At 63.4% G+C, this 14,132-nt stretch carries 16 protein-coding genes and 1 pseudogene; 10 read left to right on the top strand and 7 right to left on the bottom strand.

Annotated features, from left to right (window positions below):
- Positions 1 to 61: 61 nt before the first annotated feature.
- On the top strand, positions 62 to 502 hold the full coding sequence (locus tag BLR66_RS04230) for a CoA-binding protein (RefSeq protein ID WP_093280357.1): 441 nt from the start codon (positions 62 to 64) through the stop codon (positions 500 to 502).
- A gap of 50 nt (positions 503 to 552) precedes the next feature.
- Here the strand turns inward: BLR66_RS04230 and BLR66_RS04225 are convergent, their stop codons facing one another.
- Both BLR66_RS04225 and BLR66_RS04220 read right to left on the bottom strand, forming a co-directional pair.
- The gene (locus BLR66_RS04225; RefSeq protein ID WP_093280356.1) at positions 553 to 1,713 is read right to left on the bottom strand and encodes a phospholipase A; all 1,161 of its coding nucleotides are present in this window, start codon (positions 1,711 to 1,713) and stop codon (positions 553 to 555) included.
- Positions 1,714 to 1,850: 137 nt separating this feature from the next.
- Positions 1,851 to 2,336 (bottom strand): DUF456 domain-containing protein, encoded by a 486-nt coding sequence (locus tag BLR66_RS04220; RefSeq protein WP_093280355.1) that lies wholly within the window; start codon positions 2,334 to 2,336, stop codon positions 1,851 to 1,853.
- Positions 2,337 to 2,566: 230 nt separating this feature from the next.
- On the opposite strand from BLR66_RS04220, the gene BLR66_RS04215 reads away from it, so the two are divergent.
- Both BLR66_RS04215 and BLR66_RS04210 read left to right on the top strand, forming a co-directional pair.
- Positions 2,567 to 2,776, top strand: a complete 210-nt coding sequence (locus BLR66_RS04215; protein WP_093280354.1) for a cold-shock protein — start codon at positions 2,567 to 2,569, stop codon at positions 2,774 to 2,776.
- Between the two features lie 165 nt (positions 2,777 to 2,941).
- Entirely contained in the window at positions 2,942 to 3,619 is a 678-nt protein-coding gene (locus BLR66_RS04210; RefSeq protein ID WP_143014540.1) for a hypothetical protein, read from the top strand.
- A gap of 60 nt (positions 3,620 to 3,679) precedes the next feature.
- Here BLR66_RS04210 and BLR66_RS04205 read toward each other — a convergent pair whose 3' ends face one another.
- Positions 3,680 to 4,144: a glycine zipper 2TM domain-containing protein gene (locus tag BLR66_RS04205; RefSeq protein WP_093280352.1), complete on the bottom strand. Its 465-nt coding sequence runs from the start codon at positions 4,142 to 4,144 to the stop codon at positions 3,680 to 3,682.
- A gap of 143 nt (positions 4,145 to 4,287) precedes the next feature.
- Positions 4,288 to 4,722: a hypothetical protein gene (locus BLR66_RS04200; protein ID WP_093280351.1), complete on the bottom strand. Its 435-nt coding sequence runs from the start codon at positions 4,720 to 4,722 to the stop codon at positions 4,288 to 4,290.
- Between the two features lie 77 nt (positions 4,723 to 4,799).
- On the opposite strand from BLR66_RS04200, the gene BLR66_RS04195 reads away from it, so the two are divergent.
- Positions 4,800 to 5,591, top strand: coding sequence for a tRNA threonylcarbamoyladenosine dehydratase (locus BLR66_RS04195; protein ID WP_093280350.1), 792 nt, complete (start codon positions 4,800 to 4,802; stop codon positions 5,589 to 5,591).
- Between the two features lie 61 nt (positions 5,592 to 5,652).
- Here BLR66_RS04195 and BLR66_RS04190 read toward each other — a convergent pair whose 3' ends face one another.
- Together BLR66_RS04190 and BLR66_RS04185 are read right to left on the bottom strand one after the other, a co-directional pair.
- Entirely contained in the window at positions 5,653 to 6,423 is a 771-nt protein-coding gene (locus BLR66_RS04190; RefSeq protein WP_093280349.1) for a TatD family hydrolase, read from the bottom strand.
- 8 nt (positions 6,424 to 6,431) lie between these two features.
- Entirely contained in the window at positions 6,432 to 6,653 is a 222-nt protein-coding gene (locus BLR66_RS04185) for a DUF6116 family protein (RefSeq protein WP_093280348.1), read from the bottom strand.
- A 169-nt stretch (positions 6,654 to 6,822) separates the two neighbouring features.
- Between BLR66_RS04185 and BLR66_RS04180 the strand changes: the two are divergent.
- The 6 genes and pseudogenes from BLR66_RS04180 to BLR66_RS04155 form a co-directional block, all read left to right on the top strand.
- Positions 6,823 to 7,670 (top strand): annotated as a pseudogene (locus tag BLR66_RS04180) (glycine zipper 2TM domain-containing protein); the annotation flags it as partial.
- 107 nt (positions 7,671 to 7,777) lie between these two features.
- Positions 7,778 to 8,941 carry an acyl-CoA dehydrogenase family protein gene (locus tag BLR66_RS04175; RefSeq protein WP_093280346.1) on the top strand — a complete coding sequence of 388 codons (1,164 nt, stop codon included), beginning with the start codon at positions 7,778 to 7,780 and terminating at the stop codon, positions 8,939 to 8,941.
- A gap of 175 nt (positions 8,942 to 9,116) precedes the next feature.
- Positions 9,117 to 9,674: a GNAT family N-acetyltransferase gene (locus BLR66_RS04170; protein WP_093280345.1), complete on the top strand. Its 558-nt coding sequence runs from the start codon at positions 9,117 to 9,119 to the stop codon at positions 9,672 to 9,674.
- Positions 9,671 to 10,312: a glutathione S-transferase family protein gene (locus BLR66_RS04165; protein WP_218119596.1), complete on the top strand. Its 642-nt coding sequence runs from the start codon at positions 9,671 to 9,673 to the stop codon at positions 10,310 to 10,312. Before BLR66_RS04170 ends, BLR66_RS04165 begins: the two co-directional genes overlap by 4 nt.
- Before the next feature lie 91 nt (positions 10,313 to 10,403).
- The gene (locus tag BLR66_RS04160) at positions 10,404 to 12,665 is read left to right on the top strand and encodes a thiamine pyrophosphate-dependent enzyme (protein WP_093280343.1); all 2,262 of its coding nucleotides are present in this window, start codon (positions 10,404 to 10,406) and stop codon (positions 12,663 to 12,665) included.
- 12 nt (positions 12,666 to 12,677) lie between these two features.
- Positions 12,678 to 13,220, top strand: coding sequence for an NADPH-dependent FMN reductase (locus tag BLR66_RS04155; RefSeq protein WP_093280342.1), 543 nt, complete (start codon positions 12,678 to 12,680; stop codon positions 13,218 to 13,220).
- Positions 13,221 to 13,250: 30 nt separating this feature from the next.
- Here the strand turns inward: BLR66_RS04155 and BLR66_RS04150 are convergent, their stop codons facing one another.
- Positions 13,251 to 14,117 carry a CAF17-like 4Fe-4S cluster assembly/insertion protein YgfZ gene (locus BLR66_RS04150; RefSeq protein WP_093280341.1) on the bottom strand — a complete coding sequence of 289 codons (867 nt, stop codon included), beginning with the start codon at positions 14,115 to 14,117 and terminating at the stop codon, positions 13,251 to 13,253.
- Between the last annotated feature and the right edge of the window lie 15 nt (positions 14,118 to 14,132).

Genomic DNA, 14,132 nt, shown 5'->3' with positions numbered 1-14,132 from the left:
CCATTGGATTCCGACCCAGGCGTCCGCATCTGACTGCTACCAACGTACTCCAAGGGTCCACATGCGCGGCGAACTTATCCAGGATCATCGTCAGATCGACCGGCTCCTGTCCGGCATCCGCCGTATCGCGGTGCTGGGCATCAAGCCGGAGACCCATGCCGCACAGCCGGCGCACATGATCCCCGCCTACCTGCATCGCGTGGGCTACGAGGTGATTCCCGTGCCGGTCTACTACCCGGAGGTCACCCACATACTGGGCAAGCCGGTACTGCGTGCCGTCGCCGACGTCAAAGGGCGCGTGGACGTGCTGAACGTATTCCGCAAACCCGGCGACTTGCCGTCGCATCTGCCGGATATCCTGAAAGCGCGCCCGCGTACGGTCTGGCTGCAGACCGGCATCCGCGACGACGCATTCGCCGAGTCGCTGCTGCGCAGCGGCATCGACGTGGTGCAGGACCAGTGCCTGATGGTGGAGCACCGGCGCTGGCGCAGTTCGCAATGATCCAGGCGCCGGCGCCTATCCGTATTGCATAGGCGTACCGGCGTAGCGATTCAGAACCACTCAAGCAGCGAAATGCCCAGGCCCACATAAGTAGCCTTGTGGTTGTAGTCGATCAGACTTTCGCCATAGCCATGGAACAGTTGCAGATGTCCACGCAGGGTGCGGTCGATGGGGAAGCCCCAGTCCATCTGCACCGACCCGTGCGAATCGTCGCCGCCGCGCAGCGAATGCCTGCCCAGCAGCGAAAACTCATGGCCGTTCTTGCTGTACGTCAGCATCGCATCGCCGCGGCCGATGTAGTTCTGGATATCGGGGTTGTCGTCGTCGTTGCCGTCCGGGATGCGCCACCACGGTCGCACCACGAAAGCCCAGTTTTCCCGGTCCAGTCCCACGTTCAATATCACCCGGTTCCAGCTGCGCGACAGCGGATCGCTGCGGCCGTTGGACTGATGGTTGACGCCGATGCCAGTCATGCGGCCTTTCCAGCCGCCCAGGCTGTAGTTGTTGCGGAACACCAGCATCACTTCCGGTTCGTAATTGGTCTCGCGAAACGGTCGCGATTCCTCGCCGTTGTAGACCTGCCAGCGCGAGCTCTGGGTATAGGCGCCCCACAGGTCGCCGTTGTCGCCGAACAGGTTCTCGGCGAATTTGGTCTTGAAGCTGAGCTGGAACTTGGCCTCCACGCTGGTCAGGTTCTGCGGCTCAGTGACGGTGTTGTCGGGATTCGGCGAGGTGGGCGTCTTGTTGGTGTCGCTGGTCCAGAACGCGGGAAACAGATAAACCGGCTTGTAGGCGCGCATTTGGAACACGCCCAGCTTGGAGTCCTTGGCCAGTTCCCAACGGCTGTCCAGCAGCGAGCCCTTGCCGGCGTTGGCCAGCGCCTCGGCGTATTGGTCGTCGTGGCCGAAGACCGAACCCAGGCGGTGGCGCGCGCGTTCGCGCAGCGACGCATCGGACTCCGGCGCGCTGGCCTTGCGTTCCTGTCTGGCCAATTCGGCGGCCTGTTCGGCTGCCGCATCGGCGGCCTGCGTGTCCCTGGCCTGGCGACCGAGCACCCGGTCGTAGCAGGCCAGCCGGGTCGCATCCGTTTCTATCGCCACACAGGCTTCCGGTGTTGCGGCGGTGGACTCGGGCACGTCTTGCGCGATTGCGGTGGACGAAGCGGCCATGGCCGATGCCAGAAGCGTCTGGCGAAAAAATTTGTGCGTCATCCTGAACTCACATTTTCGACTGGGGGGAAAGCGAACTTCCCATCAGTTTCTCTCGTACCAGCCGCTGCCGCCACCTTTGATGCATGTCGCGCGCTCGTCGCAAGATCGAGCACAGGTCGCATGCAGGGTGCTGCCGCTTAGACGAACCAGGCGAACGCGAACAGGCCCAGCATCGCGAACGCCAGACCCAGCTTCAGTACGGTGCCGAGCAGAATGCCCAGCCAAGTGCCCAGGCCCACCTTGGCCGCTTGCCCGATTTCCCTGCTGTGCCAGAGCTCTCCCAGCAGCGCGCCGACGAAGGGGCCGGCCAGTAAACCGACCGGCATGAAGAACAATCCTGCAAAGGTGCCGATTACCGTCCCAAACAACGCCTTCTTGCTGGCGCCGACGCGTTGAGCCCCGACCATGGTGGCGAACAGATCCGCCGCGATCGAAAGCAGGGTCAGCAGCCCGAGCACTACCAGCGTGACCCAGCCGATCTGCCGGAAATCGCCCGCCCAGGCCGCCAGCAGCATGCCCGCGAACACCAGCGGCAGGCCGGGCAGGGCCGGCAGGATGACCCCGGCGATGCCCACCAAAACCAGGATCACCGCCAATGCGTAGTACAGCGACTGTAATTCCAAAGATTTCCCCTAATTAAATCAACGACTTATATTGATTGTGATAACAGTCAGAATTATTGCATTTTCAGAAATAGCGGGTTACTGTTCAGCCGCTGCGCTTGCCAAGGTCACCGTGCATTGTGGCCTGATGCGGTCGAACCATGTTCCGCTACAACGTTACACGCTTCCTCCTTGCAACCAGCCGCCGGAGCAACGGCGTATCCACCAACCGTTCCAGGGAGTTAGCAGAAATGGCAGATCGCGAAAACGGTACCGTGAAATGGTTCAACGACGCCAAGGGCTTCGGCTTCATCAGCCGCGAAAATGGCGAGGATGTGTTCGTGCATTTCCGCGCCATCCAGAGCCAGGGCTTCAAGAGCCTCAAGGAAGGACAGAAGGTCAGCTTCACCGTCGTCCAGGGGCAGAAGGGCCTGCAAGCCGACGCAGTCGAGGCACTCTGAGCGCCACGCCCGCGCCTTCCAAAGCATTACGCGAAACATTGAAGCCCGGCATAGTGCCGGGCTTTTTTTTACCCAATACAGTGCGTGGCAGAGTAGCGGCGTCACGCGGGACGGGGTCGGGCATATGATCACCTGGACGCCTTGCCCGTGGTGGAGAGCGTGCATATGAATTGGCGAATGCATCCGAAAAGAACAATCGTCCTGGCCGCCATGGCGGTCGGGTTGGGCGCTTGCGCAGGCCAAGGCAGCGGTCCTGCCGCAGGCGGCGGCGATTCTCCGTCGGCGCCTTCCAATACGACTCTGCAGCGCATCCGGGGTGAGGTAGTGGCAGGCAACGACGGTTACGGACTGACGCCATGCGGCAGCGACCGGCAGCGGATTCTCGCGCTTTCCGTCCAGGCCAAAGGCTTCATCGACCGTTTCCAGGCCCCGGTAGGCAAACCGGAATTCTTCCTGGACGCTTGGGCGAGGGAGCAGGGCGGGAAGATGGAGGTGGTTGCGATCGAGCGCGCCCATACCGAAGGACCGCGCTGCGATGCGGCGCCCGAGCAGGCGCAGTTCGTGGCTAGCGGCACCGAACCTTTCTGGTCGCTGCGCGTTTCGCCGACCGGCTGGTTGCTAGAGCGTCCGGACAGCCCGCCGTTGCAGGCGATGGCCGCGGTGGAAAAGATCGGCAGCGGCTACGCATGGGCATCGGCTTCTCCCAAGGCGAAGGTGGAACTGACGCCGGGCTACTGCGCGGATGGCATGGCCGATGCCGCGTCGGCGTGGCAGGCCGGGATCGAGCTGGGCGGTGTGCGGCTTACCGGATGCGCGCATCGCGGCGAGCTGCCGCTGCCATGACCAAGAAGGCCCGCACATGGCGGGCCTTCTTCGACAACGGTACAGGTTTGGAACCCTGGATTAGCGGATCACTACCCGGCCATTCACTACGCGGACATAGGTGTTCTCGCGGACGCCAGCAAGGTCGCGCTGGTTGATGACGACCGTGCGGCCATCGTCCATGCGTACGTGCACATCGTAGGTGTCGCCAGTGGCGCGGTTCTGGATGGCGTTGCCGGCGACGGCGCCGCCGACTGCACCCGCCACGGTGGCGATGTTCTGGTTGCCCTTGCTGCCGCCGGTCTTGTCGGAGATTTCATGGCCGGCGATCGCGCCGACAATGCCGCCGAGCACGGCGCCGGTCTTGGACGGTGCGGTGCGGCCCGAAGCCACAGCGTCGATACGGGTGACGATGCCGCAATCGTAGCAGCGCGCCTGCGAGGAAGCCGGAGCGGGGCTGCCGTACCCATAATTGGGGGAAGTAGTGGCGCAGCCGGCCAGCGTCGCGGCGGCCAGCGCACCCATGGCGAGCAATCGAATCTTCATGCGGTTCTCCTTAGGCATCCAAAGGTTTCGGGACACGGCGTCGGTCCCGACGCCTGTGGAAGCCATCGTGTTGCGCGACGCATGAACCGCGCGTCAATCCAGCCCCGTAGGCCGGCGGGCCACGAATTTCCGCCAGCCTTCGTTCAGCCGCGGAAATCCTGATGACAGGCCTTGCAGTCCTCGCCGATCTTCTGGGTGACGATGCCTTGCGCCGCGCAATCGGCGGGCGGCGCAGCGATGGCCGCGTTCAACGTGGCGCGCAGCCTGCTGGCATGGCCGACGAAGCGCTGGTCCTGGGCCTCGTCCGGGAAGGCCAGTTCCAGGTCGTTGCTGATCGCGCGCAGCGATTGCAGACGCGGGAGGGTGTCGGTCACTGCGCAGCGGCTCTGCTCGCCGTTCTGCTTCAGCAGGCCGGCCTGCTTTTCCATTACGTGCATGACGCTGTCCGGAAACGGATCCTGCCGGGCCTGGATCGCGCGCAAAGCCATCACCGTCAGCACCGCTCCCATCACCAGGCCGATCAGGAACAGGAAGAAGTAACGCGATGCGTTGGAGGCTTTTGCGGGTTGGCTGGCCATGCGGCGGGCTCCTTGAGTGATGATGCCCGGAATAGTACGACGCGCGTCACGCATTCCGCCACGTTTACAATAGTGAGATGAAGAACGAATTGCGCGAACGCTTCGCCGGCATCGATCGGCTGTATGGCCAGGGCACGGTGGAAAAATACGCCGGCTGCCGCGTGGCCGTGGTCGGCATGGGAGGTGTGGGTTCCTGGGTGGTGGAGGCGCTGGCCCGCAGCGGCGTGGGTCATCTCACACTGATCGATGCTGACGATATCTGCGTGTCCAACACCAATCGCCAGTTGCCCGCGTTGGAGGGCCAGTACGGACGCAACAAATCCGAAGCCATGGCCGAGCGCTGCCGGGCGATCAATCCGCTGATCGAAGTGGAAGCGGTGCCATCGTTCCTGACCGCCTCCAATCTGGAAGAACTCCTGGACCGCAATTTCGACCTGGTGCTGGATGCCTGCGACAGCTTCCGCACCAAGGTGGAGATGATCGCCTGGTGCCGCCGCCGCAAGTTGCCCATCGTCGTTTCAGGGTCCGCCGGCGGGCGTACCGATCCCACCCAGATACGCCTGCGCGATCTGTCCCGTACCGAACACGACGCATTGCTGGCGCTGATCCGCAAGAAGCTGCGCAGCGAATTCAATTTTCCGAAGAACCCCGATCGCTACTTCGGCGTGCAGGCCGTTTATTCGCTGGAAAACGTGAAGTACCCGCAGGCCGACGGCAGCGTCTGCGGCGTGCGTCCGCAACTCGGTCCCGATGCGGCGCTGAAGCTCGATTGCGGCGCGGGCCTGGGTGCCGCCACGCACATCACCGGCGCGTTCGCTTTCGCCATGGTCGCCAAGGCGCTGGAGCTGCTGAAAAAAACTAAAGCGTAGGAGCGACGTAAGTCGCGACGGACCATATTCTGGCAAGACTCCATCGCGACTTACGTCGCTCCTACGGTGCACTGGGCAAGTTGAAGAGGCGTTGGGCATTGGTGGTGGTGGCCGCAGCGATAGCCGCCGCATCGACGCCGCGCAATTCCGCAATGGTTTCGCAGACGAAAGAAAGCCGCGCTGGTTCGTTACGCTGCCCGCGTATTTCCGCATCGGGCTGGTCCGGCGCATCGGTCTCCAGCAGCAGGTATTCCAGCGGCATTTCCGCCACCAGTCCGCGCAGGCGATTGGCGCGCGAATAGGTCGCCGGGCCGCCGATGCCGACCATGAAACCCAATTGCCATAGCTGCCTCGCCTGCTCCGGGCTGCCGGAGAAGCTGTGCACCACGCCTCGCAACTTGCCGATGCGTTTGAACGATGCGATGACCGCATCCACCGCGCGCCGCGCGTGCACGATCACGGGCAGATCGAAATCGCGCGCCAATGTCAGCTGCCCATCGAAATAAAGTTGCTGCGTGTCCGTGTCCAGACCTTCGACGAAAAAATCCAGCCCGCATTCGCCGACCGCGACCGGCCGCTCGCGTGCGATCCAGTCTCCCAGCTGCTGCAGGTGTTCGGGCCTGTGCGAGTCCAGGAACATCGGATGGAGGCCATAGGCAGGAAACAATCCGGGATGCGTCCGGCAGATATCGCGCAGCTGCGGCCAATGCTCCGCATCGACCGCCGGAATCACCTGCTGCGTCACGCCGGCGGCGCGGGCGCGATGGATTACCGCTTCACGGTCGGCGTCGAACTCCGGCGCATCCAGGTGGCAATGGCTGTCTACCAGCATGCTTCCACCTATCTTTGCGCGCCATCCGAATCTATGACCGTGGGATTTTTCCGGTTTTTCCAATTGGCCAAAAGCAAGGTACCCAGGCCCAGCAGGATCTCGTCGACCAGCGGTATCGGATCGGGGATGAACAGCGTGATCGCGAACAGCGCGGCGGTAATCTTGAACAGGGTCGGGTACCGCAGTTTTCTGGCCCAGTTCAACAGGGGCAACAAGAGAGGAGTAGCCATTTGCCTGGTTCGGAAGTGATGTGACGGACGACACGCTACCACGAGCTATGGCCTCCGGTCCGGTTCATGCTACGGGCGGTTTGGGCAGGGCGAAACCGGTTGTTGTTCAGCTATGTCGTGCTGCAATTGACCCAACGATAACGCGGGAGCCGCCCGCACGGAGGTTGGCATGAAAAGCAATACCACCACGATCCTGATCGCCACGGGCGCTCTGCTTTTCGGAGGCATCGCCACTGCGGCCTATATGAATAATCGGGACAAGCCGGCCGAGTTCGTCAACGCGACTACCGGCGAGCCGGTGTCCGCCGAAACCGATACCGCGCTGGACCAGGCGCCGCTCGACAACCAGATCGAGCCCAACGCGCTGCAATATGCGGAAGTGGTCAAGGTCGATCCCATCACCAACAAGGACAAGATCTACGCCACTGTGATCGGCAGCGAACCGGTGCGCGAAACCACCACCACCAACACCCCGCATGAGGTGTGCCAGGACGTGGTGGTGCAGGAACGCCTGCCCGAACGCGACGGCAACGCCGGCGGCACGGTCGCGGGCGCGGTGATCGGCGGCCTGCTGGGCAACCAGGTGGGCGGTGGCAACGGCAAGAAGGCCGCGACTGCGGCGGGCGCAGTCGTTGGCGGCGTAATCGGCAACAAGGTAGACAAGAACCACGTGGGTGGCCGGGTGGTCAGCCGAACCGAGCGCCAGTGCCATACCGAGAACACCAGCTCCGAGTCCTCGCGCGTGACCGGCTACAACGTGACCTACCGCAATGCCGACGGCACCACCGGCACCATGCGCATGGGCAGCAAGCCCGGCACCCGTATCGCCATGGGCAATACCGACAAGGTGGTGGGCTACGACGTGACCTACCGCTTCGATGGCCAGGAAAAGACCATCCGCATGGACGAGAAGCCGGGCGACCGCCTGCCGGTCATCGATGGACAGGTCGTCACCCAGACCGCTTCGGTGGAAGGCGACGGCAAGGGCTGAGCCGCTTCGGCGTATCAACCAGGAAGGCCGGCGATTTCGCCGGCTTTTCCGTTTCTGGTCGGCAAACTATGGGGTTACGGCGCTACACGGGGGCCGAATACAATGGCGGACTGTCCCGAACCGGCTTCCGCGAATGGCTCTGAACCCCTACGACCTGTTTGACATCCGTTCCCTGCTCAGCGAAGAGGAGCGCGCGGTGCAGGACACCGTGGCCCGGTTCACCGACGAGCGCGTGCGCCCGATCATCGGCGATGCCTTCGACCAGGGCCGGTTTCCCAAGGAATTGGTGTCCGAGATAGCCGACCTGGGCCTGTTGGGCTCGTCCCTGCCGGAACAATACGGCGGCGGCGGTCTGAATGCGGTCAGCTACGGTCTGATCTGCCAGGAGCTGGAGCGAGGCGATTCGGGCATACGCAGCTTCGTCAGCGTGCAGTCCTCACTGTGCATGTACCCCATCTACGCCTACGGCAGCGAAGAACAGCGCATGCGCTGGCTGCCGGACATGGCCGCGGGCAAGGTCATCGGCTGCTTCGGCCTGACCGAACCGCAGGGCGGCTCGGATCCCGGCGCCATGAAGACCAATGCCAAGCGTGACGGCAGCGACTGGATCCTCAACGGTTCCAAGATGTGGATCACCAACGGCAATCTGGCCGATATCGCCATCGTCTGGGCGCAGACCGAAGACGGTATCCAGGGTTTCGTGGTGGAGAAGGATTTCGCCGGCTTCAAGGCCCAGGAAATCCACAAGAAGATGAGCCTGCGCGCCTCGGTCACCTCGGCGCTGTTCTTCGACAACGTGCGCGTGCCCGAAGCCAACCGCCTGCCCAACGTGAAAGGCCTCAAGGGTCCGCTGGGCTGCCTGACCCAGGCCCGCTACGGCATCACCTGGGGCCCGATCGGCGCGGCCATCGCCTGCTTGGACGAAGTGCTGGGCTATACCAAGGAACGCATCCTGTTCGAGCGCCCGGTAGCGGCCACCCAGAGCGCGCAGATCAAGATGGCCGAGATGGCCCGCCGCATCACCCTGGCGCAGTTGCTGTCGCTGCAGCTGGGCCGGTTGAAGGACGCCGGTAACATGCAGCCTGCGCAGGTTTCGCTGGCGAAGTGGAACAACTGCCGCATGGCCATCGACATCGCCCGCGAATGCCGCGACCTGCTGGGCGGCGCCGGCATCACTACCGAGCACGCTGCGATTCGTCATGCGTTGAACTTGGAATCGGTTATCACTTACGAAGGCACCGAGACGGTGCACCAGTTGGTGATCGGTCGAGAATTGACTGGCATCAACGCTTTTTGATTTTCCTTCTCCCACTGGGAGAAGGTGCCCGTAGGGCGGATGAGGGAATGGACTGTCAGCTCTGCAGATCCATCACTGGCGAGTCATTCCCACTCCCTCATCCGTCGCTTCGCGCCACCTTCTCAGCCTTGCACACCCTGCGGGCGCGGATGGGAGAAGGGAACAGCGAGAGTTCATGAGCATCTTTGATCTTCAGCTCGAAACCGAACGGCTAATTCTTCGCCCACCGCAGGTGCAGGATTTCGAGCCATGGGCTGCCTTCATCGCCGACGAGGAATCCGCGCGGCACATCGGCGGCGTACAACCACGGCCGATCGCATGGCGCGCATTCGCGGCGGTGGTCGGCGGGTGGCATCTGCAGGGTTTCGGGTTCTTCTCGGTGATCGAGAAAGCGACCGGCCAATGGGTCGGTCGCCTGGGCCCCTGGCAGCCGGAAGGCTGGCCGGGTACCGAAGTGGGCTGGAGCATCGCGCGCGAACACTGGGGCAAGGGTTACGCGCCAGAAGGCGCGCGCGCCGCCACCGATTGGGCATTCGACAAGCTGGGCTGGGACGAGGTGATCCACACCATCGCCGAGGACAACGCCAATTCCAAGTCGGTGGCGGCGAAACTGGGTTCGAAATTTCTGCGCATGGGCTGGTTGCCCGCGCCGCACGACGCCAAGCCGGTCGAGATCTGGGGGCAGTCGCGCGAAGAATGGATGGCCAATCGCAAGAAGGAGAGCAGGGCATGATCACCGTTTACGGCTATTCGGTTTCCGGCAATTGCCACAAGTTGCGCCTGTTGTTGGAACAGATCGGGCACGAGTACCGGTGGGTGGAGATCGACAGCTCCCAGGGCGGGACGCGTACGCCGGAATATCTTGCCAAGAATGCCAACGGCAAGGTGCCGATGCTGGAGCTCGAAGACGGCCGCATCCTAGTCGAATCGAATGCCATCCTCTGCTATCTGGCAGAAGGCACTCCGTACCTGCCTTCCGACGCCTGGTTGCGTGCGCAGGCGTTGAGCTGGATGTTCTTCGAACAATACAGCCATGAGCCCTACATCGCCGTTGCGCGCTTCATTCGCGGCTGGACGCCACTCGATTCGCCGCGTCGCGCCGACCTGCCGCGCTTGCGGGAGCGTGGCGTGCAGGCATTGGAAGTGATGGAGAAACACCTTGATTCCGCGCCTTGGTTCACCGGCGCCGACTACGGCATCGCCGACATCGCGCTGTTCGCCTATACCGATGTCGCTCATCAGGGCGGCTTCGATCTGGCTCCTTTCCCGGCGCTGCGCGACTGGCTTGCACGCGTGCGTAGCCAGCCCGGATTCGTGGCGATGCCGGAACCGCAGGCAGAGAACGCCGCATTGTTGGCCTATATCGATTGAGCGTAGGTCGGGGCTACGCCCCCGACGCCCGGTATTCCGGGGACGCTGCAAATTGCAGTCGGGCGCGTAGGCCCGACCTACGGAAACACCAATGACCGCCACACCCATTCCCGCCCGCATGAAGGGCCTCAATCGCGCCGAAATCTGCGATCAGAACTTCACCGAGTTCGTGAACGATTGGACCGGACAGGCGCAAGCCCGGCCCGCGTTGCACGAAGCGATCCTCGACGGCAGCGCGTTGGATGCCGGCGCCTTCGCCGAACTGCTGGAGTCGCAGCTGGTCTCGCGCCATCTGGACTTGATGGCGCGCGTGCTGCGTGTGCAGAACAAGGTTTTCTACACCATCGGCAGTTCCGGTCACGAAGGCAATGCGATGGTCGCGCGCCTGACCCGGCATACCGATCCGGCGTTCCTGCATTACCGTTCCGGCGCGTTCATGGCCGAGCGTTTCCGCAAGCTGCCCGGCATGGATCCGATCATGGATTCGGCGCTGTCCTTCGCGGCCAGTTCCGAAGATCCGGCCTCGGGCGGCCGTCACAAAGTATGGGGCTCAAAGCCACTGTGGGTGTTGCCGCAGACTTCCACCATCGCCTCGCACCTGCCTAAGGCGCTGGGTACGGCGGTGGCCATCGAACAGGCCAAGCGCATCGGTCATGCTTCGCCGATTCCCGACGACAGCATCGCTATCTGTTCCTTCGGCGACGCCTCCAGCAATCATGCCACTGCGCAGACCGCGTTCAACGCCGCGGCGTGGACGTCTTACCAGAAGCTGCCCGCGCCGGTGCTGTTCGTGTGCGAGGACAACGGCATCGGCATATCGGTGAAGACGCCGGGCGGCTGGATCGAACGTAATTTCTCCAAGCGCGACGACCTGGATTATTTCTACGCCGATGGCCTGGACCTGGCCACCGGCTACGGCCAGGTGCAGGCGGCGGTGGAACATTGCCGCCGCACCCGCCGCCCCACCTTCCTGCATTTGCGCACCACCCGCATCATGGGCCACGCCGGCACCGACTTCGAGATCGAATGGCGTCCCATCGAAGAGCTGGTCGCGGTGGAGGCGGGCGATCCGCTGTTGCGTTCGGCGGCCATTGCTCTGGAATCCGGCCTGTATACCAAGCAGCAACTGCTGGCTCTGTACGAAGACATCCGCAAGCGCTGCTTCGCTGCCGCCGATGCGGCCGACAAGACGCCCAAGCTCACCCGCCTGGAAGACGTGGTTGCGCCACTGGCGCCGTACACGCCGGACAAAGTCATGGCCGAGGCAAAACGCGCGGACTATGCGGAAAAGCGCCTGCAGATTTTCGGAAGCGCGGAGAAACTACCCGAAGCGCAGCCGCCACGGCATCTGGCGCTTCTGATCAACAACGCGCTGCACGATCTGTTCTGCAAGTATCCCGAAGCGCTGCTGTTCGGCGAAGACGTAGCGCAGAAGGGCGGCGTCTACACCGTTACCAAGGGCTTGCATAAGTCGTTCAAGAACAGCCGCGTGTTCAACACCTTGCTGGACGAAACCATGATCCTGGGCCTGGCCCAGGGTTACGCCAACCTGGGCATGCTGCCGGTGCCGGAGATCCAGTACCTGGCTTATTTCCACAACGCCTGCGACCAGATCCGTGGCGAGGCGGCGTCGCTGCAGTTCTTCTCCAACAACCAGTACCGCAACCCGATGGTGGTGCGCATGGCCGGGCTGGGCTATCAGCGCGGCTTCGGCGGGCATTTCCACAACGACAATTCCATCACCGCCTTGCGCGATATTCCCGGCCTGGTAGTCGGCTGTCCGTCGCGCGGCGACGATGCCGCGACCATGCTGCGCACGTTGGCCGCGCTGGCGAAGGTGGATGGGCGGGTGAGCATCTTCCTTGAACCCATCGCCCTGTACATGACCAAGGACCTGTACGAGCCGGGTGATGGCGCATGGTTGACCACTTATCCTGCACCGGACCAGGCGATGACTTTGGGTGAGGGTCGCGTTTACGAACAGGATGCTGACGATCTGGTGATCTTCACCTACGGCAATGGCGTGCCGATGAGTTTGCGCGCAGCGTGGGCGATTGGCGGGAAGCATGGCTGGAAGGTGCGCGTGGTCGATCTGCGCTGGCTGGTGCCGCTCAACGAGGGTTTCATAGCCGAGCAGGCCCGTACCGCCAAGCGCATCCTGATCATCGACGAAGGCCGTCACTCGGCCGGCGTGGGCGAGGGGGTGATCACCGCCATCGCCGAGGCCGGTTTTGCCGGTCGCCCGTTCCAGCGCGTGGTGGGTGTGGACACCTACACGCCATTGGCTGGCGCCGCCTTGTTGGTGTTGCCGGGCGATGAGGATATCGTGGCTGCCGCAGACCGACTCGCCTGAGCAGGCATACCCATGACAGCCCCCAACGTCGCCATCATCATCGGCAGCTTGCGTTCCGCGTCGTTCAATCGCCAACTGGCCAGCGCCGTCGAAAAACTGGCGGCGGAGCGGTTCGCATTCCGCATCCTGCAGATCGGCGATCTGCCGCTCTACAACCAGGATGACGATACCGATTTTCCAGCGGCGGGTCTGCGCTTCAAGGCGGAGATAGAGCAAGCCGATGCGCTGCTGTTCGTCACGCCCGAATACAACCGCTCCATGCCCGGCGTGTTGAAGAATGCGATCGACGTGGCCAGCCGGCCCGCCGGCAGCAAGACCTTCACTGGAAAACGCGCGGCGATCATCGGCACTTCGCCGGGCGCGCACGGCACGGTGTCTTCGCAGCAGCATCTGCGCAATGTGCTGGCGGCGGTGGATGTGGCCGTATTGCCACAGCCCGAGATCGCCATCCAGTTCAAAGAGGGGCTACTGGATGGGGCTGGGGACATCGTCGACGAGCGCGTGCGCAAACGTCTGCTGTTGTTCCTGGATCGCTTCGAGGCGTGGCTGCGATAGGGCACGCTATCGACTTGGGCGCGCGGACTGCTACCGCGCCAATCCGTCCAGTAAGGCGATTTCCCGCAATTGCGCGCCGTCCGCGCTCAGCGATCCTGGCCCGCGCTCCAGAGGCAACACGGCCAGCGCCAATGAGGGAGAAGCGGGCAGCACGGATACGATCTGGCCTAAAGGCTTGCCGCCGTCGCTGACGGTGTCGCCGGTCGCCGGCGTCGCATCGGTTTCGAACAGTGCCAGACCGCGTTTGGCTTTGCCCAGGAAATGCGTGCGCGCCACGATTTCCTGGCCCGGATAGCAGCCTTTTTTCACGCTGAAGGCATGCAGGCGTTCCAGCGACAGTTGTTGCGGCGTCCATTGCTCGCGTTGCGTTGCAGGCAAACGCGGTAACCCGGCACGCAGATCCTGCGCGAACCAGCGCGCCTGCAGGTCGGATTCGCGGGCCGGGGCGGCAGTCGGCGACAGGCGCACGGTGCGAGGTTGTTGGTCGCCGCCGTAATCGAGCTCGAGCTCCTCGCCGAGGATACCGATCCGCGCACTTTCGGCCGAATCCGGCTTTTGGAAGGCACCGTTGACCTGCAAGCCGTCCGCCACGGCGATCTTCAACTTTCGTCTGAATACGAAGCGTTGCAACTGCGCGGCGAACTCGCCGGCATCGGTGTCGGACAGCAACAGCAGGACCCGGTCCTGGGCCGGCTTGAGCAGCGCAAACACCGCAATGACGCGGCCCTTGGGGGTCAGCCAGGCGTTCCACTGCCAGTTTCCCGGCGGCAGCGCGATCACGTCGTTGGCGAATTGGGCCTGCGCGAAGGCAGTCGCGTCCGGCCCGTCCAGCGCGACCACCGTATGGTCGGGCAGGGCAAAGAAAGGCGCAGCGGAGACGGGCAGGTTGTCAGGCAAGAGGGGGAGGATTAA

The sequence above is a fragment of the Pseudoxanthomonas sp. CF125 genome (genome assembly GCF_900104085.1).
In the GTDB taxonomy this organism is placed as follows: domain Bacteria; phylum Pseudomonadota; class Gammaproteobacteria; order Xanthomonadales; family Xanthomonadaceae; genus Pseudoxanthomonas_A.
Note: the sequence above shows the minus strand (reverse complement) of the source record. Positions and strands in the feature narration are given on the sequence as shown.

Coding starts and splice junctions, on each gene's coding strand:
- BLR66_RS04230 (WP_093280357.1), top strand. CDS start 62: ATGCGCGGCGAACTTATCCAGGATCATCGTCAGATCGACCGGCTCCTG.
- BLR66_RS04155 (WP_093280342.1), top strand. CDS start 12,678: ATGACAGCCCCCAACGTCGCCATCATCATCGGCAGCTTGCGTTCCGCG.
- BLR66_RS04185 (WP_093280348.1), bottom strand. CDS start 6,653: ATGGCTACTCCTCTCTTGTTGCCCCTGTTGAACTGGGCCAGAAAACTG.
- BLR66_RS04175 (WP_093280346.1), top strand. CDS start 7,778: ATGGCTCTGAACCCCTACGACCTGTTTGACATCCGTTCCCTGCTCAGC.
- BLR66_RS04210 (WP_143014540.1), top strand. CDS start 2,942: ATGAATTGGCGAATGCATCCGAAAAGAACAATCGTCCTGGCCGCCATG.
- BLR66_RS04195 (WP_093280350.1), top strand. CDS start 4,800: ATGAAGAACGAATTGCGCGAACGCTTCGCCGGCATCGATCGGCTGTAT.
- BLR66_RS04165 (WP_218119596.1), top strand. CDS start 9,671: ATGATCACCGTTTACGGCTATTCGGTTTCCGGCAATTGCCACAAGTTG.
- BLR66_RS04225 (WP_093280356.1), bottom strand. CDS start 1,713: ATGACGCACAAATTTTTTCGCCAGACGCTTCTGGCATCGGCCATGGCC.
- BLR66_RS04160 (WP_093280343.1), top strand. CDS start 10,404: ATGACCGCCACACCCATTCCCGCCCGCATGAAGGGCCTCAATCGCGCC.
- BLR66_RS04170 (WP_093280345.1), top strand. CDS start 9,117: ATGAGCATCTTTGATCTTCAGCTCGAAACCGAACGGCTAATTCTTCGC.
- BLR66_RS04190 (WP_093280349.1), bottom strand. CDS start 6,423: ATGCTGGTAGACAGCCATTGCCACCTGGATGCGCCGGAGTTCGACGCC.
- BLR66_RS04205 (WP_093280352.1), bottom strand. CDS start 4,144: ATGAAGATTCGATTGCTCGCCATGGGTGCGCTGGCCGCCGCGACGCTG.
- BLR66_RS04215 (WP_093280354.1), top strand. CDS start 2,567: ATGGCAGATCGCGAAAACGGTACCGTGAAATGGTTCAACGACGCCAAG.
- BLR66_RS04200 (WP_093280351.1), bottom strand. CDS start 4,722: ATGGCCAGCCAACCCGCAAAAGCCTCCAACGCATCGCGTTACTTCTTC.